Raw genomic sequence first — 22,597 nt, forward strand, 5'->3', positions numbered from 1 at the left:
CCTCCATTTAAAAACGAATAGACGGCGAGAACAGAAGTAACCTCAAGATATAAGACGCCAGCCACAAAAATTTGAAGAACAATTTTCGTGGCTGGCGCCTTATATCTTGAGGTTGAACACTTCTGTCCCGACCTCCCATTGACATAGTCATATTCACTCTTTATTCAATAATTATTTACTAAAAATGATCATTCTTTGATCTTCAACGTCAACGCATTCAATGCTACAACTACGGTACTCAATGACATCAAGACAGCTCCGATCGCTGGGCTTAACAAAATTCCGATGGGTGCAAGAATCCCTGCTGCTAAAGGAATGGCAAGAATGTTGTAACCCGCTCCCCACCATAGATTTTGGATCATTTTCTTTCTCGTTTGTTTAGCTAGATCCAAGAAATGCAAGATATCTTTTGGGTCACTGTTGATCAAAACAACATCCGCTGAATCGATCGCAATATCGGTTCCTGCTCCAATTGCCATCCCGATCGTTGCACGTGCTAAACTTGGGGCGTCGTTGATTCCGTCACCGACCATGATGACTTTTTTTCCTTGTTCCTGATAACGTTTGACGATGTCTTCCTTGTCATTTGGTAAAAGCCCACCATAAAACTCTTCGATACCTAAGTATTGCGCGACCACTTCTGCGGCATGTTGATTATCACCAGTCAACATCACCGGAGTGATCTTTCTTTCTTTGAGACTTTGAATAAAGGTTTTTGCTTCTGCTTTGATGATGTCACCTAATGCCACTAATCCGACTAAACGATCATCGATCAATAGAAAACTAACTGTATTCCCTTGCTCTTCGTAAGGCGTTAGTCGTTCCTTTTCAATTTCAATTCCTAAACGTTTGATTTCTTTTTCGTTGACTACTTTTACATTCTTATCTGCTACTGTTCCAGTTAAGCCAACCCCTGAAAGATTTTTTTGATTTTCTGCTTGATAAGGAGAAATATTCTGTTCCTTCAAATAACGCATGATCCCAATGGCTAATGGATGATTGGCGTTCGCTTCTAAGGCACCTAAATATTTCAATAGTTCTTCTTGAGGATAATCATCGTCTAAGCTTTCGATACCAGTGACGGTGAATTTTCCTTCCGTCAACGTACCTGTTTTATCCAGCATGATGACATCTAACTCATTAGCTTGTTCTAAGGCGCGACGACTTTTAAGCAACAACCCATTTTTAGCAGCAATCGACGTTGAACGTGCCACCACTAGAGGAATCGCCAAACCTAACGCATGGGGACAAGCGATGATGAAGACAGTGACCATCCGTTCTAAAGCAGTTGGTAAATCGGTTAAAATCAGCCACACAACAAATGCCAATAGACCGGCGATCAATGCCACATAAAACAACCATTTTGCTACTTTGTCAGACAAAGATTCTAGTTTTGACTTTTCACCTTGTGCTTGACGGACCATATCCATGACTTTGGCTAAATAGCTATTTTCACCTGTTCCGGTCACTTCGATTTCAATGGTGCCGTCTCCATTGATCGAACCACCGATCACTGGATCAGATGTTTGTTTTTTGACCCCTTTTGATTCGCCAGTTACGGCAGATTCGTCCACGATCGTTTCACCTTTCAGGATCTTCCCATCCGTTGGCATTTTATCTCCTGCTCGAACGACTAAATGATCGCCCTCTTTGACCTCTTTTAAAGAAATTGTCTCTTCTGTCCCATCTGTACGTAATCGTTTGACCGTTTCCGGTAATAATTCTGCTAATTTCTGTAACGCATTACTTGCATTAGAAACGGCACTCATTTCAATCCAGTGTCCTAACAACATGATGACGATCAACGTCGCCAATTCCCAGAAGAAGTCCATCACATGAGTATGGGGATTGATGAGATTTGCGATAAAAGAATAGACACTATAAACATAGGCGACACTGATTCCCATAGCAATCAAGGTCATCATTGCTGGACTTTTTTGTTTCAATTCCATTTTAGCACCACTTAAAAAGGGTTGTCCGCCATAGATGAATAAGATGGTCGCCAAGATCAAGACGAGCCAATCAGAGCCAGGGAAAGTCACTTGAAAGGGAAATTCCATACCCATCATGGGTGAAAACAAGATGATCGGAATCGCTAGCAACAAGGACAACCAAAATTTTTGTTTGAAATTCCCCATGTGCATCGAATGATCCATCCCACCGCTCATATGGTCATGATGATCCATTGAACTGTGATCCATTGAACTATGATCCATCGAACTATGATCCATTGAGTGATGCTCATGTGCCATGGTCTCGTGGTTCATTTTCGTATGGTCCATCTTTTGGTGTGTCATGTTCGTTTGTTCCTTCGTTTCATCATGATGATGCTCGTGCATCGTTCGTTTTTTTTGCTCGTTCATTTTCATTCTGTCCTTTCCTTTGTTGAACCGTTTATTTCTTCATTTTTTGGTTTAGACTTAATGAATTGAGTAACACACTGATTGAGCTAAAGGCCATCGCTCCTCCGGCAATGATTGGATTCAGTAAGCCAAACGCAGCAAACGGAATGCCAATCGTGTTATAAATAAATGCCCAAAATAAGTTTTGTTTGATTTTTTTCAAGGTCACACTTGAAAGCTCGATCGTTTGTCCAATCGACGAGAGTTGACTATTCATCAACGTTACATCTGCTGTTTCCATGGCAATATCAGTGCCACTACCCATCGCGATGCCGACATTTGCTAAAGCCAAGGCGGGAGCATCATTGATACCATCGCCGACCATTCCCACTTGTTTTCCTTCTTTTTGCAATTTTTCGACATAGCCTGCTTTTTCATCAGGTAATACTTCAGCAAAGATGTGTTCTGGCGAGATACCCACTTCTTTTCCAATCGTCGTTGCAACCGATTGATTGTCCCCTGTGACCATATAAACTGCCAATCCTTGGGCTTGTAATCGTTGGATTGCTGATCGCGCATGTTCTTTGATCTGGTCAGCCACAGCGATCATACCCAATACTTGTCTATCATCTGCAAGAAACATTACGGTTTTTCCTTGTCCTTCTAATTGTAACGCTTGTTCTTGATACGCTTCAAATGAAACGTTCATCTCGACTAGTCGTTTTCTCGTACCAATAAAATAAGATGTTCCGTTGATTTCTCCACTGATCCCAGCACCCGGATGTGCTTTTGCTTGAAGCACAGGCAAAGTCGTGATCGACTGTTCTTTTCCATAAGTCACAATGGCTTTGCCTAAAGGATGCTCTGAACCTTGCTCTAATGTGGTGGAGATCGTTAACACTTCTTCGTCACCGATAACGTCTGTGACCACTGGTTTCCCTTGTGTGATCGTACCAGTTTTATCTAAAAGAATCGTGTCTAGATGTGTCGCAGCTTCTAATGCCTCGCCGCCTTTGATCAAAATACCCTTTCGTGCGCCTAAGCCTGTACCAACCATGATAGCAGTTGGCGTCGCTAGTCCTAACGCACAAGGACAAGCGATGACTAACACTGAAACACTATGGATCACTGCCAGTTCCCAGTTGCCACTGATTAGTCCTGTGGCTATTAAGGTAACGAAGGCAATGACTAACACGATAGGTACAAAAATGCCAGAAATCTTATCAGCAATTTTTTGGATCGGTGCTTTGCTTCCTTGGGCATCTTCCACCATTTGGATGATTTGTGAGAGGACGGTTCCTTTTCCTACTTGCGTCACCGTCATTTCAAGAATCCCTGTGGAATTGATGGTGCCACCGAAGAGTAGATCACCCGTTTTTTTCTCAACTGGCACACTTTCTCCAGTCAGCATTCCTTCATCGATCGCACTATCCCCTTTGATGACTTTCCCATCTGTTGGGATTTGTTCTCCCGGTCGGACGAGTAAAATATCCCCAATCGCTACTTCCTCGATTGGTATGGTCTTTTCTTCGCCATTTTTTATGACCTGTGCTGTTTTTTTCTGAAGAGACATCAACTGCTTGATGGCATCGCCGGTTTTACTTTTGGCTGTGTGTTCCAAATATTTTCCTAACAAAATCAGCGTGATGATCATATTGCTACTTTCAAAATATAAGTCCGATGAATGTGTACTGAAAAAACCATTGTATACACTAAGCGCAAATGCAGCGGTCGTACCGATTGCCACTAACACATCCATATTGGGTGCGTTTGTTTTGATGGCATGATACGCTCCTTCATAAAAGCGCCAACCAATATAAAACTGGACAGGGATTGCTAAAATCAGTTGGACCCATGGATCATGGAAAAAATGGACAAGCGTTCCATGAAAACCTAACATCATTGCAATCATCGCGATCATCATAGGAAGCGCCAAGAGAGCACCTATGATGACATCTCGCTTCATTTTTGTTAAATAAGTTTGCTTTTCTTCTGCAATTTTTTGCTTATGGGCCTCATCATATAAAATCGCACCATAACCAATGGTTTCAACACTTTGGATCAGTTCTTCGATCGATACTTCCTGATAATTGATCGTCGCTTTTTCTGTTGCCAGATTAACAGTCGCAGATAATACACCGGGCTGTTCATTCAACTCTTTTTCGATTCGTGCAGCACAATTGGCACAAGTCATTCCAGTAATCACCAGTGTGTCTTTTTTAGCTGGATGCTCCATTTAAATCACCTCTGCTTGATAGCCTAAATCATTGATTGCTTGACATACGGTTGATGGTTGGATCACTGTTTCATCTAATGACACAGTTCCGATCTCTTTTTTTAAGTTGACATTGATTTTTTTTACACCCGGTAGCGCATTGACCGTTTCTTCCACTCTTGCAACGCAATGTTTACAGCTCATTCCTTTGATCGTTACTTTTGTTTTCATCGCTGGTTTCCTCCTAGTTGTTTTGATGGCAATGACATTGTCCTGGAATGCAATTGCACTGGATATTTGTTACTGGCTCTTTTTTCTTTAGTTCTGCCATGATTTGGTCAATATCTGATTGTGTTAAAGTTGCTTCTGAGACAAGATCTGCAATCGTCTCGCCGATTTTCTTCGCGCAAATATGTGAGAATAAATTCTCTGCGGCACTTTGCACAGTATCTGTTTCAGAAACCGCTGGATGATAAATAAATTTTTTCCCTTCTTGTTCTGTCCAAATCGCTTCTTTTTTGACAAGTCGTCCTAATAACGTTTTGACTGTTGCTGCTTTCCAGCCCATTGATTCAGAAAGGATCTGTGTGATTTCCTGAGCTGTGGTGTCTCCTAATGTCCAGATGACACGCATGATCTCCCACTCTGAATCACTGATTTTGATTGGCTTTTTCACTTCTTCCATATGTATCACTCTCCTTTTCGTTTACAAACGTAAACTTAATTTCTAAATACAGATTACACTTGTAAACGAAACGTGTCAACTACTTTTACTTCGCCATTGCTCTAGAAATTTTTTTTGCTGTCGTGAACCATTCAAAATGACTAATTTCTCTTCTGCTCCTTGTTCATAGATTTTTTTGATCGCTAAGGGTTCCCTCTCGTTCTTGAAACGCCAAACAAAAAGTAAAAAGTCCAAATATTCTTTGTCGAATTTTTCTATAAATTCTTCTGGAACATCTGGACGGGTACTTTTATCTACTTTTCGTTTGAGCGAACGCTTGATCACACGATACATCGCTCGGTATCTCGGCAAGCGAAGCATTAGGATCAAGTCAGCTTGTTCAATTCGATCTTTTGCAATCGATAGATAATTTCCTTCGATGATCCAATCCTTGTTCTCCGCCATAAATTTTTCCTGTTCTTTTAACAACCATTGTTTGGCTGCTTTTCCATAGTCCGTTGCTAGCCACAATCGATCGAGAGCTAAAAGAGGGCTTCCTGTCGTTGCTTGTAAGCTTCTTGCAAGTGTGGACTTACCTGCACCCGACTGTCCAATAATCATTATTTTCATTTTGTCCTCCTTCGAATGGTCATCTTTTTATTTTACCTCTTATTCTTAATAACGTAAAAAAAGACCGAACCAATCGTTGGACTGATTCGGTCAAATCTTATTTTAAAGTTGAGAAACTGGTTCTTTCAATGGATTTTTCTTATTATCACGACGTGCGATCGCTGGTAAGATCATACCTAGTAAAATCAAAATGATCGGTGTGACGATATTTGAGATCAATTGGAACCACCAAGCTTTTGGATCAGCAGCGTATTCCACTTTTGGTACCATTCCCAAAACACATGCAAACGCAGTGAAAGCAAAACACCAAGCACCAAAGATGAATCCAACTTTAGGATTTTTCACGAACTTATATTCCGACGTGAATTTTTTGTATGCTTTGTTCAACATCATGTAGGCTAGGAATACCCATAAGTAACGCATTGGCATAACGACTGAATTTAAGTTCGTCAACCATTTAACTAATTCATTCATATCTTTGATACCAATAATCGGTAATAGGATGATGATACCGACTAAGATACCAGTTAACATGTAACCATTGACCAACGTTCCTTTACGGTTACGTTTACGTAACCAACTTGGCACAAATTCTGGATCTGCATCGGCTAACAAGATCTTCAATGGCGCATCAATAGAAAATGCCAAGGCAGAAATTTGACCAACCATATTCGTCAATGCATAGATGATCATCAATGCATTGCCAATACCATAATAGTTACCTAAGATTTGGAAGGCACTGTACGCACCGTTTGCCATTAAATCTTTAGGAATATTGTCACTTGCAAATAACATACCCATTGCTACAGAACCTAAAACAGCACAGATACCGACCATCGCTGCCAAAAAGATCATCCCTTTTGGAAATTCTTTTGCCGGGTTACGTGTAGAATTAACATAAGGAGAGATTTTCTCAGCGCCTCCTACAGCAAAGACTAACATTGAAACAGTCGTAAAGTAACTAAAGTCAAACTTAGGAATATACGTTTTGACTTGGTTCATATTTGCTGTCGCAAATTCCATCGTTGGATTGATGAATGGCGCAGTAACAGCAAGTAAAATGAATAATAATGACATGACGAACATCGCTGTACCTGCTAAACCACCGATAACTTTCAACGTTGATAAGCCTTTTGTTGATAGATACAAGAAAGCTAAGAAAATGATCAAGGAGATCACTGCGACCATTTGGACAGACATCGTATTGACGATATCGCCATTTCCTTGAACTGCCCAGCCAGCTGCAATCAAAATCGCTTGTGGTTTTTGTGCTAAGTATGGAATGTGCACGACCCAGTATGTCCAGGCAGCATAATAAGCTAAGCGTTTATTCGAAGTAGTATTTTCTACCCAAGAACTAACGCCCCCTTTACTATCTTTGAATGCTGATCCTAATTGACCGACGATCAGTGCATAGGGGATAAAATAAATAGCCAGGATCAATAACCATGAAGTGATTACTGAGATTCCTTGTTGCGCGTAGTTATTGACGACATTCCCCATACCCCAGACCATGTTGAATGCAATCAACGCTACTGTAAACCAGCGCAGTTGTTTTTCGTTCATCTGATTTCTCCTTTATAAATATTTAATAATTATTCATTGACTATCATATTCAATTTTCATAATGTTTACAACACTTCGTTATTTTATTTGTGGATTATTTTAGGTAAAACACATTGTTTTTACATTTATTTTTCATTTTATCCTCTAACACCTAATCTAAAGGCTCACAAACATGAATTATTTTCTAACTATTTTGGAATTTTCAGAACAATTAAAATCTTCCAGTTATTTTAATCACAGAAAAACCACAGTCCTCAAATAAATGATTTCTGTGGTTTAACGGTGCTTTTTTGACTGTTTATTTGACTTTTTTGACAGATAGCCCACGCATGGCGTTTAAAACTGCTATCAGGGTCACACCGACATCGGCAAAGACTGCATTTCCCATAGAAGCAAAGCCAATAGCTCCGAGAACCAATACGATCACTTTTACTCCAATAGCAAACGCAATATTTTGCTTGACGATTTTCAACGTTTTTCTTGAAATTTGAATCGCCTCCGCAAGTTTTGATGGCTCATCGTTCATGATGACGACATCGGCTGCTTCAATGGCTGCATCACTGCCTAAACCACCCATGGCGATTCCCACATCTGCTCGAGCTAATACCGGTGCATCATTGATCCCATCACCGACAAAGGCAGTTTTCTGAGTCGTTTCGTTCATCAAAGCTTCTAATTTTTCTACCTTATCTTCTGGAAGCAGTTCACTATAGACTGCATCAACCCTTACCTCTTTTGCGACTTGTTCCGCAATCGTTTTAGCATCACCTGTCAACATCACTGTCTTTTTGACGCCGACTTTTTTCAATGTCTCGATAGCAAATGTTGCATCTGCTTTGATCGTATCCGCGATAACTAAATAGCCCATGAGCTGACTGTCGATCGCTAAATAGATCATTGTTCCTATTTCATGATTCTCTGGTTGCTCGACTCCATAGCGAGCCAATAATTTTTGATTTCCGACAAGTACCTCTTGTCCCTTGACCTGTGCGTTGATTCCTTCACCAGCGATTTCTACAGGTTCTTCAATTTCATATAACGGGCCACTGTAGGTATCCATGACCGCCTTGGCGATTGGATGTGTCGATAGATTTTCTAGACTCGCCACATATTTCATAAACGCTTTCTCGTCAATGGTAGAAACAACTTTTTGTACGGCAAAATCACCCTTAGTCAGGGTACCTGTTTTGTCAAATACCACTGTTTCTGTACGAGCTAAAAGTTCTAGATAATTTCCACCTTTTACAAGTATCCCCCGTTTACTAGCCCCACCGATTCCTCCGAAAAAGCTAAGTGGAACAGAAATGACCAATGCACATGGACAAGAGATCACTAGAAATGTCAATGCTCGATAAATCCATTCAGAAAAATCTCCTTCAAAAAGTAAGGGTGGGACAGTTGCTAAAAGAACAGCTAAAGCAACAACGATCGGCGTATAGTAACGAGCAAACTTAGTGATGAATTTTTCAGCTGGTGCCTTTTTACTGCTTGCTGTCTCCACTAGTTCTAATAATTTGCTGATGGTCGAATTTTCATAGTTCTTTTTTACTTCGATGGTTAAAGGATGGGTCTTATTGATAAAACCACTTAATACATTTTCACCACTCATCACTTCTTTAGGCAATGATTCTCCTGTTAATGCAGATGTATCTACGAGGGATTGTCCCTTCAAAATCGTTCCGTCCAAAGGAATTCTTTCACCTGGTTTGACCATGACCGACTCACCGATCCGCACTTCTTCTGGTTGCTTATTTACCAAGCCGGTTTCAGTGATCACATGAGCAACTTCCGGTCGGATCGCCATCAACTCACGAATTGACCGACGAGACTGATCGACCGCAAAATGTTGGAAATACTCACCGATTTGATAAAACAACATGACAGCAACTGCTTCTGGATATTCACCGATCATCATCGCACCGATCGTTGCAATCGACATCAAAAAGTTTTCATCAAACACTTGTCCTTTACGAATATTGACGAACGCTTGCTTGATAACATCAAAGCCAATGAGAACAAAAATGGCCAAAAAAGTAATGAAACGAATTGGCTCAGCAGGCTTCCATAAAAACAATAAAAGCAAGCTAAGTGACGCTATGGCGATACGTAACAATGCTGTTTTATTTTCTTTTTCTGGTTCATGATTTTTACTTGTCTGCTTTTTCACTTCGATTATTTTGACATCTGGTTCTAATTGATGTATTTCTTCTGTTGCTTGCTTTTCAATCGTTTCAATGACAGCTTTATCTGCATCGATCATCATTTTTCCAGTCGCAAAATTGACCGATGCTTCTTTTACGCCAGGTATTGCTTGTACTTTTTTTTCGATTTTCATCGCACAATTTGCGCAATCTAAACCTTCTAATTGATAACTTTTCATTTTAAGTCCCTCCTTACTAAACATATGACTATCTCTTCATAAGTTATTATACATGAATGAGTATTCATATGTCAAATCATAGTAACAACGGATCATGATTTAAGTATCGTTCGGGAGAATCATTATTTCTTTAAGGTGTAAAAGAAGTTTCTTATGTAAAAGTGACGAATGATAAACTTTTTACAATAGAAAATAAAGGAGAATATCTTTGAAAGATCAAAAGATAAGGAGAAGAAATATGCTTGGTTTTGACGGACAATACCATCAATTGGCACTTGCTCTAAGATTAGGAAATGCAGCAGCGTTTGAAGTTGTAGGTGCAGACGGGAAAAAGAATTACCAATTTTTATTTTCAAGATTTATCAAAATGATCGAAAATGATGTTGATCATGCCTTGATCAATGAAACGCAAAAAACTAAAGTGATCCAGTCTTTAAAAAGTACGATTACATACTACGAAATGAAAAAACCGGCAGAATTGCAACAGGAAATCGAAAATCTGAAAAAAAATGATCCAGCGAGTTTTATGATTATTCCTTCATACATTGTAAGTCCTTCTTATCATCATAATCATATTTATACTTTGATCATCTATAAGCAAGAACATGACTATCTTGTCGCTAAAATAGATAAATTTGCGGCAAATACCAACATGGGTAATCAGTTATCAACTATCCCAGCAGATCATTTGGAAACGTTAAGTAAAATACTTTTTGCTACAAAACTCGAACATCATAGCGAATCTAAAGTCAATATCATTGATGCAATCAACCAACTCTCAGAAACGCCACCAAAGAATCTTGATTTTGACATGAGAGGATATGCGCTAATTCCTGTTTGCCCCATCTTAGAACCACTTACTGCCTTTCGAAGTGTCCTTCATCATTGCCAAGAGGCTACATTCACGCCCCCCTTTGCTGAAGGCAAAGTAAAACCAAAATTTTGTACATCAATAGCATTTCGCAAACGTTTCTATCAGACTTTTCTAGGTGAAAAAACAAAGCATAATGAAAAATTTTCCCAGCTATGGAAACATTATGAACAGCGAAAAAACATCACTGGTCTAAAAGAAACTATCTCAAGAGATGACTTTGTTGAAATTTCGAATGATTTCGTAAAGAAAGTCTACCAAGATCCTAGAACACCTAAAACATTTGTTAAAAATCAATCCGTCGAGGTCGCACCTTATTATTATCATGTTTTTTATGATGATTCCAGACGATTGAAACCATTGGATGCTCACATCAGCGCAATCATTGATGGAACGGATCAATCATCAAAAGAGGCCTATCGACGAAAAGTAAAAGTTAAGAGCCAGCGATTTGGTGCAACAGTCAAAACATTCAGAGAAAGGATTTTTTCTGATAGACAGACCTCCAAAAGTAACTCCACAGACGTGCTAAGTCCAACTTCTCCAACACATCCGTCCCTTACACAAGCAAATTTTAATCATCGCATAGTAGACGCAACCAACAAATCGAATTTTTTGAGTAAGCAAATACCTAAAAAACATACAGATATCACTCGCTAAGTGTAAAAAAAAGTAACTCTTTCGACAGACAAACAACTGTGCAAGAGAGTTACTTTTATATTTAGTGACTATTTAAACGATTTCTGCCCCAAACGGCATCAGCGCTAGGCGGGCTAATTTGAAGGACTGCTTTGCAAAAGGAATACCAATAATCGTGATACAAAGTAAAATCCCACTGATGACATGCCCTAGAGCAATCGGTAGACCTGACACGATCAACCAAATGATATTGACGATCAAAGATACGCCATTGTTTGTATAAATGACTTCTTTTCCAAAGGGTGCAAACGATAAAGAAGCTAGTTTAAAGCATTGTAGCCCGACCGGAATACCAACAATTGTGATACACCATAACACACCTGCTATCGCCCAACTAAGTCCACCGAGTAAACCACCAAAAATAAACCAAATAATATTTCCAATACAACTCATTGTTTCTTTCTCCATTCTAACGAGAGCCTTACGTTAAAAACTATTGAAATCGACTCTCTTGATTTTACGTTTTTTTGCTTCTAATAACCACTGCTCCATAAACTGAGCGGCTACGGTTCTTTCATGATCGACTGCTACAAAAATCGTTTGAATCAGTTCACCAGTTTGCTGATCTGCGTCAGTCGTTTCGATTTGTCTCGCTTGTCCAAAAGCGAAAATCATTGGTTTTTCTGCGTCATCTTGTGCTGCTATAAACGATATATTCAATGGATCGTTTATATCTGGCAACGTTAGTTCCTCCAAGAATCGATTTTCTTGTTGCCTGATCAACGTATTGATCATCGGTAGATCTGCTTCGGTTGCTGGCCGAATGATCATTCAAACCACTCTTTTCTTTTTTTGACCGTTTCTATCCAAATATTGGCAATCGTTTCATGACCCAGTAGTGTCGGATGGACACCATCATCCCCTGTGTATTTCTCATAGCCATATGAGATGCCTAAAGAATTCAACGTTCCATCTAACGGGACAAAAACTGCTTGATATTCTTTTGCTAGTTGACGAATCAAGTGGATCTTTGGATCAAGATCACTACGCCAACTTCTCCGATCTTCAGGCTCTGGCAAAACAAATGGTTCCATCAAGACGATTTTTTTGATGCCACTTTCCACTAAACGATCAAGTAAATACCGATAATCTGCTTCAAAACGAGTAAAGGATTCTTTTGTCGCAAATGCTTCAGGCTCGCCTACATTGTGCCATGTATCATTGATGCCGATCAAAATTGAGACGATATCAGGTTTCAAATCGATGCAGTCTGCTTGCCAGCGCTTCTTGAGGTCTGCCAACTTATTTCCGCCGATTCCGCGATTGACGAATGTCCACGTGTTTTCTGGATCACTCGCAGCCAATTTTGCTGCTGTTAACAGTGCATAGCCATGACCGAGATCGTCAGTTTCTCTACCCGCATCTGTGATACTATCTCCAATGAATAAAAGTCGTTGTTCCATCTCATCCCCTACTTTCCATGCTACTTTTACGTTATTATCCCATACACGTCTAGCCAAAGAAAGAAGGAAATGGAACATTAGTGATTTTATAACTACTTCTTAAAAAAATGCGTTCCACGAAAATCCGATGAACGATTTTCGTGGAACGCGTCTTATTTCTTATGGGTAAATACGATTTAACAAACGTGGGAATGGAATTGCTTCACGTACATGATCGATCCCTGAGATCCAAGTCACTGTACGTTCTAAGCCTAAGCCGAAACCAGAATGTGGAACAGATCCGTATTTACGTAGATCTAGGTACCATGAGTATTCTTTTTCGTCTAAGCCATGATTCTTGATTTGTTCAAGTAAGAAATCATAGTCAGTCGCACGTTCACTTCCGCCGATGATCTCTCCATATCCTTCAGGTGCGATCATATCTGCACAAATCACGACATCTTCTCTTGTTGGATGTGGTTTCATATAGAATGGTTTGATCGCTTTTGGATAGTTCAAGATAAAGACTGGTTGTTCAAATGAGTTCGCAATGAACGTTTCGTGTGGTGAACCGAAATCATCGCCCCACTCGATATCGTCAAAGCCATTTTTCTTCAATAACTCGATAGCATCATCATACGTGATACGTGGGAAAGGTAATTTAGTATAAGTTTTCAATACTTCTTTATCACGTTCTAAGACGTCTAAAGCATACTCGCAGTTATCTAATACACTTTGAACTAAGAAAGCAACATATTGTTCTTGTACTTCTAAGCTTTCTTCTTGATGCGTGAACGCCATTTCAGGTTCGATCATCCAAAATTCGATCAAATGACGACGTGTTTTTGATTTTTCAGCACGGAAAGTTGGTCCAAATGAAAATACTTTACCAAATGCCATTGCAGCAGCTTCCATATACAATTGGCCGCTTTGTGACAGATATGCTTTTTGGTCAAAGTAGTTTGTCTCAAATAGATCGGTTGTTCCTTCTGGCGCAGAACCAGTCAAGATCGGTGGATCGATTTTAACGAATTGGTTGTTGTTGAAAAATTCGTAGGTTGCACGGATGATTTCATTTCGAATCTGCATCACTGCGTGTTGGCGAGAAGAACGTAACCATAAATGGCGATGATCCATCAAGAAATCTGTTCCATGTTCCTTTGGTGTGATCGGATAATCATGGCTTTCACTTACTACTTCAATGTTCGTGATCCCGATCTCATAGCCAAATTTAGAACGGCTGTCTTCACGAATCTCACCTGTCACAAGGATCGATGTTTCTTGAGAAAGATTTTTTGCCATTTGGAAAACTTCCTCAGGCACTTCGCTTTTTACGACAACTCCTTGGAAGAATGCTGTCCCATCTCGCAATTGTAAAAAGGCGATTTTCCCACTTGAACGCTTATTAGCGACCCAAGCACCGATCGTTACTGTTTCGCCTACATGTTTTTTTGAATCGATGATTTGAATTTGTTCCACGTAAAATTCTCCTTTGTCCTATAATAATTTCTATTCGTTTTGACTTTTACTCTCAATAAAACGTTGGATTCGTCGGATTCCTTCTTCTAACGTTGCTAGATTCGCCGCATAACTCAAACGAACATTTTCCGGTGCGCCGAAACCTTCACCTGTAACTAGAGCAACCCCTGCTTCTTCTAGTAGATCTTCGACCCACGGCGTCACTTGTTCATAGCCACATATCGCTAACGTTTCTTTCACATTCGGAAACAAGTAAAATGCGCCTTGTGGTCTTTTGACCGACACCCCGGGCAAATCAGCAACAAGCGGAAATACGATGTCTAGACGTTCTTCAAATGCTTTGCGCATCTCTTCAACGGTATCTTGTTCCCCTTGTAATGCTTCAACAGCCGCATATTGACTGACTGCAGTTGGGTTACTAGTTGATTGTGACGCAATCGCAATCATCCCATCAATGATTTTTTGATCACCGACCGCGTATCCGATACGCCAGCCTGTCATTGCATAGGTTTTTGATACACCGTTGATGATTATCGTCTGTTCACGTATTGCTTTTGAAATCGTTGCAATTGGAGTAAACTCATTGTCATTATAAACTAATCGGCCATAAATATCATCAGCAACTATTAAAATATCGTTTTTTACTGCCCATTCACCAATCTCTTGTAGTTCTTCTTTTGTATAGATCATCCCTGTCGGATTGGAAGGAGAATTGATAATGACTGCTTTTGTCTTGGAAGAACGTGCTTGTTCCAATTGTTCAAGGGTCACTTTGAAATCATTGACTTCTTGACCCGTGACAAAAACAGGGACACCTTCTGCTAACTTGACTTGTTCCCCATAGCTCACCCAATAAGGCACTGGAATGATGACTTCATCTTTTGGATCTAGGATCGTTTGGAATAAGGCATAAAGGGCAAATTTCGCCCCGTCTGTCACAATCGTCTGAGAAGCATCGTAAGTCAATCCATAATAGGTTTCCAGATACGAAACGATTGCCTGCCTTAATTCTGGAATACCCGCTGTCGGCGTATAATAACTTGCTTTTCCATTCTTGATGGCTGCGATCGCTGCTTCTTGGATATTTTCAGGTGTAGCAAAATCAGGCTCTCCTACGGTCAAACTGATAATGTCTTTCCCTTGTGCTTTCAATGCCTTTGCTTTTGCTGCAGTTGCTAGTGTTACGGAAGGCTCTAAGCGTTCCACTCTTTTTGACTGTTTCATCCAATCTACCCTTTCATCCGTCTTTTCTATATCCCGCTGATGACTTTGACTTCCTCTCCCGTTTCAAAAGAAATTAAATAATAATTCAACTGGTCATCTGGCGTTTTGGCAATGACTTCCCATACTGGTTCATCTTTGTACATCCCTAAGGAAGCTTTTTCCACTTGTTGATCGGGATGCTTCTGGCTGATTTCTTGGCGGGCAGCTTCTTCGGTCAATCCTGCTTTTTGTTCTAAGACTTTTACTCGCTCACCTGATTTAGGAATGATCACTGCAATATCTTGCCCTTTATCGTTTTGGCCTGTTAATGAAAAATAAGTGGCTTCTCGAGTAAACCAATAGAATTGGTCCACTTCCTCGAGATTTGCATATTGTTCAGCTAGCTTTGTCGCCTCTTGTTTCGCTTGCGTCATTGGGCGTGTCGCACGCAGATAAAAAATAGTGCTGATCACGATTACTGCTAATAAAGCGATGATCAAGCCCAACAACACGCGATTGATCGTATGTTCTTTGTTTGTCTGATTCTTCAAGGACTGTCGCTCCTTCTTTTTTCATTGATGTCCATTATAACAGATTTCGAGGTGAAAATAGTCCTCGATCATGGCTTAATTTCTTCGTTTTTGTTTAAGAAATCATGGATATCCTCACAAATTTGTTCAAAAGGCGCCTCTTGGACAGGTATTTTTTTAGGTAAGGCATGAATGATCCTCGCGCCATATTTTGCGGTCACCAATCGTCGATCTAAAATCAGCAAGACGCCTTTGTCCGTTTCCGAACGGATCAAACGACCTAAAGCTTGTCTGACCTTCAATGCTGCCTTTGGTAAGGATTCTTGATAAAAAGGATTGATGCCTTCTGATTCTAAATACGCATTTCTCGCTTTGACCATCGGACGTTGTGGATGATCGAATGGCAGTCGCGTAATGACGACTAATTGTAACGCATCTCCTGGCAGGTCGACGCCTTCCCAAAAACTATCTGCACCGAATAGTACGCTCATTTCAGAAAGAACAAAGCGTTTCAATAGTTTCTCACGACTGCCACCGATTCCTTGAGCTAAAATCTCTCTTCCTTGTTCAAGCATTGTCAAATGCATTCGTTGATACACCTTTTGTAAAACATCATGAGAGGTAAACAAAACCAGAATTGGTCTTTTTTCTTGTCTGATCAACTGGTATAACACATCCGTTAAATAATCGACATATGCTGTACCACTTAATTGATTGATCTCTGGTGCTTCTTTTGGTACGAAGATCCGTGCTTGTTTTTCGTAATCATAAGGAGAGGCAATGACTTTCAGCGGAGTTCCTTCAATTCCTAATCGTTTCGCTAAATATTGACGATCTGGACCTACTTTTAATGTCCCACCTATATATAAAATCCGTTCATAGCGCTGATACCAAACTGTATTTGGGATCAGTGCGGCAGTGAAATCGTGGAGATGGAACATCGTCTGCTGAGGGGTGGCACCCGGAACGAACCAATGGACTAAACTTTCTTGCCAATTCTCCAACCATTCTTCCATAAAACTTGCTTGTTGATCTAAACGATCAAATAAAGCATACAAACTTGCAAGATCGACACGCATTTGCTTCGTCCAACTTTCTTGAAGCACCTCTAACCCTGAACGGATCCTGTACTGTAATTCCTTTATTTCTTGGTAAAAAAGATGAAGATGGTCAATGGCTGTACTTGCTTCAAAAGATAATTTATCCAAGTCCTCTTTCATGATCATGACTTCTTCCGGGTAAGTTTGTCTTTTTTGTTGAGGTACGATCTCAAGTAGCCCTTCAGCTAAACAAAGCTGTGCCTCACGAAGCGCAGACAACTCTTCTTTGTAGATATCAAGCCAGCGCTGGCCTTCATGATTGGCTGGAAGATAGCCTTTGAAGCGATCGAACAAACGGTCAGGTTCTTCGAATAATTGTACTTCCTTGTTAAAATAGCTCAAACTGAATCGTTGATCATTGACTTTTTCAGCAATCTCAGGCAAATGATGTGCTTCATCAATCAATAAATAAGGACTTTCAGGCAACAACGGTGTCTTTCTTTGTGTTTCTTGGACTAAAAAAGCATGGTTGACGATCAAGAAGTTACTTTGCTTGATTTGTCGATGCAAGAATCGAATAAAATCTTGTTCATAGAACGCTTGTTTTTTCGCTAAAAAGTCAAGCCCACGATGCGAAACATCTGTAAAAAAGGCATGATTCAAATTCGTTAGATGCAACTCATCTAAATCTCCTGTTTTCGTCTGTGTCAGCCAGACAAGAACCGTCATTTGATAGAGTGCATACTGCTTTTGCTCTTTTGGCTCAAGTAGTGTGGCTTTAAACCGTTGCAAATCGAGATAATGGCGGTAGCTTTTGATAATCGTCGCTTGGATCGGTTGGTCGAATAATTGGTTTAACAAAGGAATATCTTTTTCCATGATCTGCTCTTGTAAAACAAGCGATACCGTACTGATAACTGCCGGCTTCTCCGGTGTGGCTAAGTAGCTAAGAGGCAATAGATAACCAATCGTCTTACCCATACCAGTCGCTGCTTCGATCATCAAATTTTTCGATTCATCTTTGGTAAAATGATCATAGACAACATTCATCAAACGATTTTGTTCTTTACGATATATCAACGTTTTTCCAAATATTTTTTCTTTCGCTTGTTTTTTTCTTGGATAATCTTTATGGCCATAGTAAACTTCTGAAAACAGTTCGACTTCTTTTTTTTGTAAGGCGATCCCCTCGATGATTTCCAGTTCATCGGATAAAGGGGGTGGCTGCTTTCTCAGTTCGTTGGTGATTTGTTCGATGAATAATCTGGTATCCATCCCTGTATGCTTGCTCAGTTTCACGATCTGTTCAAGCGTCACTAAAGGTAACTGACGCATCCGTTCTTCAATCAGTAAGAGCAACTGTGCTGTCACTTCTGCATCACTGTCTGCCTGATGGGGGTTATCGTGGATAAAACCCAGACTTTCTGACAAATCAGCTAAACGAAAGCTCGGTTCGGTCGGCAAAAATATCTGTGCCAACTCGACCGTATCGATTCCCGGAATCTTTAATTTAGGTACGCCACAGCGAGTCAATTCATGATTCAAAAACTGATAATCAAAATAAATATTATGCGCCACGAAGATAGTATCCGCTAGAAGGTTGTAAATCGTTTGTGCTACATCTTCAAAATAGGGTGAACGATGGACACGTTGATTGGTGATCCCTGTCAAATGCTGGATCTGTTTTGAGATTTTTCGCCCAGGGTTGATATCCATCGAATAACGAGAGGTGATCCGCCCATCTTCGATCATGACACATCCAAATTGGATAATGCGATCTTCTTTTGGATTTGTCCCAGTCGTTTCAATATCAACGACTGCATAAGTTTTCGGTTTCAACATATCTTCCTCTTCTCTTCCCTCTAGTCTTCTTTTGAAATTATACTACAAATCACTTGAAAATTCTTAGGAAATCAACCTAAAGCATACGTCTGTTGTTATCTTTGCCACTAAGAGAAACAGTAAGTCCACTTCCAGCCTCCTTCTCTCGTTATCACTCATCCAACCATGCAAGGCGATGTCTAAGGTGTAGAGAATCAGAGCATATGAAAAGAAAACACAAAAAAGCCCAGACCGCTAGGAACTAGCAGACTGAGCTTTTATTTAGTAGTGGGTTAATTAAGCTTTAACAACGTTAGTTGCTTGAGGGCCACGTTGACCTTCTTCAACATCGAAGTTTACTGTTTGGCCTTCTTCTAAAGTTTTGAATCCATCACCTTGGATAGCTGAGAAATGAACGAATACATCGTTGCCGTTTTCTGCTGTAATGAAACCGAAACCTTTTTCTGAGTTAAACCATTTCACTGTACCTGTTTCCATAATAAAAATCCTCCTTGTGTATCAAACACATATTTTGCAATTACTTGAATGGTGAATATCTGGAAGATGTTTATTTGAAACAAACTACCAAGATTACCGAACAAAAACTACATAGTTATTGTAGCACATTAATTACAGTTTAGCTAGTAAATTTTGGACTTTTTTTATTTTTTTTTCATTCTTTTGCTTATTTCTCCAAAAAAAACGAACGTTTTTAATTTACACTTAAAAAAAATTCACTTTTCAACTTGCTGATCTTCCCATCTTTCTCCTGAGAAATAAGAAAAAGCCACGAAATCAAGTAAATGATTTGCATGGCTTTTCCTTTCTTATTAAATGGATGACCAATCGTTTCTAGGTACTGTTCCTAGAGACTAATAACGTAATATCGCGGTCAAACTCTTTTCGTCAGGCGCATCTTTTTGATCCAAGATAAAGACTTGTCCGCCATTAGTGATCACGTCGTCAGCCAGTTGATTCAACACTTGTCGACGGTCGTATTCTGTTTCTGGGTCTTCACCAAATCCGTCAGCCAGATTAGAGGTTGCGATAAATAAGTGAGAAATCTTCCCTTCTTTCGCTGCTGGCACGATGTCCACTAGTTGATCCAAGAATTTTTTATCTAACAATTGATTGTAGCTACTTGCTTCCTTCGCTGCCAGTTCATCCGAAAGTTTCTTCGCACCTGCTTCGATATCTTTTAAAGATAATTGGGCAGGTGAAGCTGAGATCGCTACATCTGAACGGTAATAAGGGTTTTTTGCCACTTTTTTGAACATTGTTTGATTCTCAGGCAAAGCGTACAAGTACACAGGCCATTTTTCAGGATTATCCAAGCTGTCTTTAAGAAATTCATCGACCGCTTGATAATAATTGATCCAGTCAATTTCAACTTCTTCGTCTTTCGGGTTCACCCCATGGAATGTTGAGCCTTCACTACCATTTGACGAGTAGTTGATACCTCCACCTGTCAACTCAGAGCCTAAAGCTGTCACCACATCTGTTGGTGCTCCTTCGGGTAGATCAACTTCTTTTACTTGTTTGTTGCTTACTTCGTAAAGCTTCATTGAATCACGATTCAATCCCAGTAAATAATACGAGTAGTTAAAATGTCCATTTTTGATGATCGCTAATAAATAAGGTAGATCACTTACATAATATTGATCATCTACTGCAATGCTCAAACGATGAACAATGGTACTTTCAGGAGACAAGATCACCGCGACACTCGCAGTGGCACTGCGCCAAAATGAAGCATCTTCTAGTAGTTGATCGATCTTTTTTTGAAAAATCGACCAATCATGCTCCGCATATTTCTTTTCAAAACGTTTTTTTGCTTCTTTTGCAAAGTTCTTGAATTTGATCTGATCTTTTTCCACATCTTGATGTGCAACGTGAGTGTTTAGCATAATAGTAATAAATGGTCCTTTGGCACCTTCTGAAGTCAGTTGTGACAGTAACTCTCTATCCTTTTTCGCCATAAACGTACCCCTCCTAAAAATCATTTCTTCAATACTACTAACTAAAGTCTACCACAACCATTTTTATCCATAAAACAAAATGACCCCTAGACAAAAAAAACGTTTTCAATCTCATCTCTAACTATGGCTTGTTTTCTTCAACTATTCTTCAAAATTTCATCAATGATTCGTTACATTTCACAGCGAAATTATTCATACCTAACTGATAACATAAAGAAAAATAGAAATCGAGGTGTTTTTATGCAATTATTGATGATATTTAGTTTACTATGTATGACTGCTCTATTTGTATTCACTGCCTTTCGTCTAAATGAACCCGAGGCTCAACCTGTGCGAGTCAAAAAGAATCAACGCTAACTATCCTCTTGTGTTCGTTTGGTTTATCTAAAGTTTTTTTCAGAAAGATTGAAACTACGCACACTCTCTGATAAAATTTTAATTTGTAGCAAATCAAATTAAAAAACAAGGAGATTGGACATGGGCACTAAGAAAAAACATTTCGCTTTACTGTTGGCAACGCTTCTTTTGACGTTAGGATCATTCTTGCCAACTTTATCCGTACAGGCCGATGAAGCATTTTCTGTGAATTCCCAAGCAGCCTTTGCTGTGGATGCAACAAGCGGAAAAATTTTATACGACCAAGACGGAGAAAAAACAATGGGGATCGCGTCAATCTCAAAAATCATCGGGTTGTACATCGTACTTGACCAAGTCAAAGAAGGAAAATTATCTTGGGATGATGAAGTGGCAATCTCCGATTATGCTGAAACATTAAGCATCGCACCTAATTTATCGAATGTTCCCTTACATAAGGAGAATACCTATACTGTAAAAGAACTTTTTGACTCTGCCTTTATCCAATCAGCCAACGCATCAATGGTCGCTTTAGCTGAAAAGATCTCTGGTAGTGAAACAGCATTTCTGACTGTCATGAATGACCAGTTAAAAGAATGGGGCATTGAAAATGCAACGATCGTCAATGTTTCTGGGTTGAACAATGTTTACCTTGGCGCAAATCGTCCAGAAGGGACTGGCGAGGCAGATGAAAATCAAATGTCCGCAAAAGACGTAGCAATCATCGCACGTCACCTGTTACTCGATTTCCCTGAGGTACTAGAAGTGACGAGCACTGCAACAAAAATGTTTGGTGAAAACACACAATCCCCGGTGGAAATGGTCAATTGGAATTGGATGCTTCCAGGTTTTATCAACTTCAAAGAAGGCGTTGATGGACTAAAAACTGGAACAACTGATTTTGCTGGTGCTTGTTTTGTCGGTACCATCGAACGAGACGGCAAACGCATCATTACAGTCATATTGAATGCTGAAGGTCATGAGCAAAACCCAAGCGTTCGCTTCACCGAGACGGCTCGCTTGATGGATTATTGCTATGATAACTGGTCAGTCAAAGAAATCGGTAAAGCAAACGCAAGCATTCCTTCACTCAAATCGATCGATGTGAAAAACGGAAAAGAAACTTCTGTCAATGTCGTATTAAAAAGCCCAGTCAGTGTCTGGGTCAGAAATGATATGGATACGGGTCAATTGACGATCACACCTAAGATCAATGAAACAAAGGTAAAGGATAATGAACTTGAAGCACCGATCGTTAGAGGCACAAAGGTTGGCACAGCCACCATCACTTTAGCTGATGATCAATTGGGTTACTTAGAAGATGGTGCCTCTCCAAGCACAGACATCATCACTGCTAGTTCGGTGGAAAAAGCGAACATCTTTGTGATTGGCTGGCGCAATGTCACTAATTTTTTCAGTAATCTATTCTAAATAAAAATTCC

At 39.9% G+C, this 22,597-nt stretch carries 18 protein-coding genes; 2 read left to right on the forward strand and 16 right to left on the reverse strand.

Annotated features, from left to right (window positions below; translation table 11 throughout):
• Positions 1-188 precede the first annotated feature (188 nt).
• From copB to EM4838_RS09330, 7 genes are all read right to left on the reverse strand, one after another.
• Positions 189-2,369 (reverse strand): copper/silver-translocating P-type ATPase CopB, encoded by a 2,181-nt coding sequence (gene copB / locus EM4838_RS09300; protein WP_373865801.1) that lies wholly within the window; start codon positions 2,367-2,369, stop codon positions 189-191.
• 25 nt (positions 2,370-2,394) lie between these two features.
• The gene (locus EM4838_RS09305; RefSeq protein WP_071867487.1) at positions 2,395-4,578 is read right to left on the reverse strand and encodes a heavy metal translocating P-type ATPase; all 2,184 of its coding nucleotides are present in this window, start codon (positions 4,576-4,578) and stop codon (positions 2,395-2,397) included.
• Positions 4,579-4,788 carry a copper chaperone CopZ gene (copZ, locus tag EM4838_RS16865; protein ID WP_071867486.1) on the reverse strand — a complete coding sequence of 70 codons (210 nt, stop codon included), beginning with the start codon at positions 4,786-4,788 and terminating at the stop codon, positions 4,579-4,581. It lies immediately after the preceding gene.
• A gap of 13 nt (positions 4,789-4,801) precedes the next feature.
• The gene (locus EM4838_RS09315) at positions 4,802-5,242 is read right to left on the reverse strand and encodes a CopY/TcrY family copper transport repressor (protein ID WP_071867485.1); all 441 of its coding nucleotides are present in this window, start codon (positions 5,240-5,242) and stop codon (positions 4,802-4,804) included.
• Between the two features lie 75 nt (positions 5,243-5,317).
• Positions 5,318-5,851, reverse strand: a complete 534-nt coding sequence (locus EM4838_RS09320; RefSeq protein ID WP_071867484.1) for a P-loop NTPase family protein — start codon at positions 5,849-5,851, stop codon at positions 5,318-5,320.
• A gap of 102 nt (positions 5,852-5,953) precedes the next feature.
• Positions 5,954-7,417, reverse strand: coding sequence for an APC family permease (locus tag EM4838_RS09325; protein WP_071867483.1), 1,464 nt, complete (start codon positions 7,415-7,417; stop codon positions 5,954-5,956).
• A 298-nt stretch (positions 7,418-7,715) separates the two neighbouring features.
• A complete protein-coding gene (locus EM4838_RS09330; protein ID WP_071867482.1) occupies positions 7,716-9,797 on the reverse strand; it encodes a heavy metal translocating P-type ATPase in 2,082 nt (693 codons plus the stop codon).
• Between the two features lie 208 nt (positions 9,798-10,005).
• Here EM4838_RS09330 and EM4838_RS09335 point away from each other — a divergent pair, with 208 nt between their 5' ends.
• Entirely contained in the window at positions 10,006-11,328 is a 1,323-nt protein-coding gene (locus tag EM4838_RS09335) for a hypothetical protein (protein WP_233433730.1), read from the forward strand.
• Between the two features lie 72 nt (positions 11,329-11,400).
• Here the strand turns inward: EM4838_RS09335 and EM4838_RS09340 are convergent, their stop codons facing one another.
• The 9 genes from EM4838_RS09340 to EM4838_RS09380 form a co-directional block, all read right to left on the reverse strand.
• Entirely contained in the window at positions 11,401-11,760 is a 360-nt protein-coding gene (locus EM4838_RS09340; protein ID WP_071867480.1) for a YccF domain-containing protein, read from the reverse strand.
• 33 nt (positions 11,761-11,793) lie between these two features.
• A complete protein-coding gene (locus EM4838_RS09345) occupies positions 11,794-12,138 on the reverse strand; it encodes a GNAT family N-acetyltransferase (RefSeq protein ID WP_071867479.1) in 345 nt (114 codons plus the stop codon).
• Positions 12,135-12,770, reverse strand: a complete 636-nt coding sequence (locus EM4838_RS09350) for an SGNH/GDSL hydrolase family protein (protein ID WP_071867478.1) — start codon at positions 12,768-12,770, stop codon at positions 12,135-12,137. Before EM4838_RS09350 ends, EM4838_RS09345 begins: the two co-directional genes overlap by 4 nt.
• Before the next feature lie 159 nt (positions 12,771-12,929).
• Entirely contained in the window at positions 12,930-14,228 is a 1,299-nt protein-coding gene (gene asnS / locus EM4838_RS09355; protein ID WP_010734979.1) for an asparagine--tRNA ligase, read from the reverse strand.
• Between the two features lie 30 nt (positions 14,229-14,258).
• Positions 14,259-15,452 carry a pyridoxal phosphate-dependent aminotransferase gene (locus tag EM4838_RS09360; RefSeq protein WP_071867477.1) on the reverse strand — a complete coding sequence of 398 codons (1,194 nt, stop codon included), beginning with the start codon at positions 15,450-15,452 and terminating at the stop codon, positions 14,259-14,261.
• A gap of 26 nt (positions 15,453-15,478) precedes the next feature.
• Entirely contained in the window at positions 15,479-15,982 is a 504-nt protein-coding gene (locus tag EM4838_RS09365) for a cell wall elongation regulator TseB-like domain-containing protein (RefSeq protein WP_071867476.1), read from the reverse strand.
• A gap of 68 nt (positions 15,983-16,050) precedes the next feature.
• Positions 16,051-18,840, reverse strand: coding sequence for a helicase C-terminal domain-containing protein (locus EM4838_RS09370; protein ID WP_176285318.1), 2,790 nt, complete (start codon positions 18,838-18,840; stop codon positions 16,051-16,053).
• A gap of 279 nt (positions 18,841-19,119) precedes the next feature.
• A complete protein-coding gene (locus tag EM4838_RS09375; protein WP_005875554.1) occupies positions 19,120-19,320 on the reverse strand; it encodes a cold-shock protein in 201 nt (66 codons plus the stop codon).
• Between the two features lie 374 nt (positions 19,321-19,694).
• Positions 19,695-20,801 (reverse strand): baeRF6 domain-containing protein, encoded by a 1,107-nt coding sequence (locus EM4838_RS09380; RefSeq protein ID WP_071867474.1) that lies wholly within the window; start codon positions 20,799-20,801, stop codon positions 19,695-19,697.
• A gap of 477 nt (positions 20,802-21,278) precedes the next feature.
• Between EM4838_RS09380 and EM4838_RS09385 the strand changes: the two genes are divergently transcribed.
• Complete coding sequence (locus tag EM4838_RS09385) at positions 21,279-22,586, forward strand: serine hydrolase (RefSeq protein WP_071867473.1); 1,308 nt, start codon at positions 21,279-21,281, stop codon at positions 22,584-22,586.
• Positions 22,587-22,597 lie beyond the last annotated feature (11 nt).

Source organism: Enterococcus mundtii, from assembly GCF_002813755.1.
Classification (GTDB): Bacteria; Bacillota; Bacilli; order Lactobacillales; family Enterococcaceae; genus Enterococcus_B; species Enterococcus_B mundtii.

Excerpts from the sequence above, each read along its gene's own strand:
- copB (WP_373865801.1), bottom strand. The coding sequence starts at position 2,369 with ATGAAAATGAACGAGCAAAAAAAACGAACGATGCACGAGCATCATCAT.
- EM4838_RS09305 (WP_071867487.1), bottom strand. The coding sequence starts at position 4,578 with ATGGAGCATCCAGCTAAAAAAGACACACTGGTGATTACTGGAATGACT.
- copZ (WP_071867486.1), bottom strand. The coding sequence starts at position 4,788 with ATGAAAACAAAAGTAACGATCAAAGGAATGAGCTGTAAACATTGCGTT.
- EM4838_RS09315 (WP_071867485.1), bottom strand. The coding sequence starts at position 5,242 with ATGGAAGAAGTGAAAAAGCCAATCAAAATCAGTGATTCAGAGTGGGAG.
- EM4838_RS09320 (WP_071867484.1), bottom strand. The coding sequence starts at position 5,851 with ATGAAAATAATGATTATTGGACAGTCGGGTGCAGGTAAGTCCACACTT.
- EM4838_RS09325 (WP_071867483.1), bottom strand. The coding sequence starts at position 7,417 with ATGAACGAAAAACAACTGCGCTGGTTTACAGTAGCGTTGATTGCATTC.
- EM4838_RS09330 (WP_071867482.1), bottom strand. The coding sequence starts at position 9,797 with ATGAAAAGTTATCAATTAGAAGGTTTAGATTGCGCAAATTGTGCGATG.
- EM4838_RS09340 (WP_071867480.1), bottom strand. The coding sequence starts at position 11,760 with ATGAGTTGTATTGGAAATATTATTTGGTTTATTTTTGGTGGTTTACTC.
- EM4838_RS09345 (WP_071867479.1), bottom strand. The coding sequence starts at position 12,138 with ATGATCATTCGGCCAGCAACCGAAGCAGATCTACCGATGATCAATACG.
- EM4838_RS09350 (WP_071867478.1), bottom strand. The coding sequence starts at position 12,770 with ATGGAACAACGACTTTTATTCATTGGAGATAGTATCACAGATGCGGGT.
- EM4838_RS09360 (WP_071867477.1), bottom strand. The coding sequence starts at position 15,452 with ATGAAACAGTCAAAAAGAGTGGAACGCTTAGAGCCTTCCGTAACACTA.
- EM4838_RS09375 (WP_005875554.1), bottom strand. The coding sequence starts at position 19,320 with ATGGAAACAGGTACAGTGAAATGGTTTAACTCAGAAAAAGGTTTCGGT.
- EM4838_RS09380 (WP_071867474.1), bottom strand. The coding sequence starts at position 20,801 with ATGGCGAAAAAGGATAGAGAGTTACTGTCACAACTGACTTCAGAAGGT.
- EM4838_RS09385 (WP_071867473.1), top strand. The coding sequence starts at position 21,279 with ATGGGCACTAAGAAAAAACATTTCGCTTTACTGTTGGCAACGCTTCTT.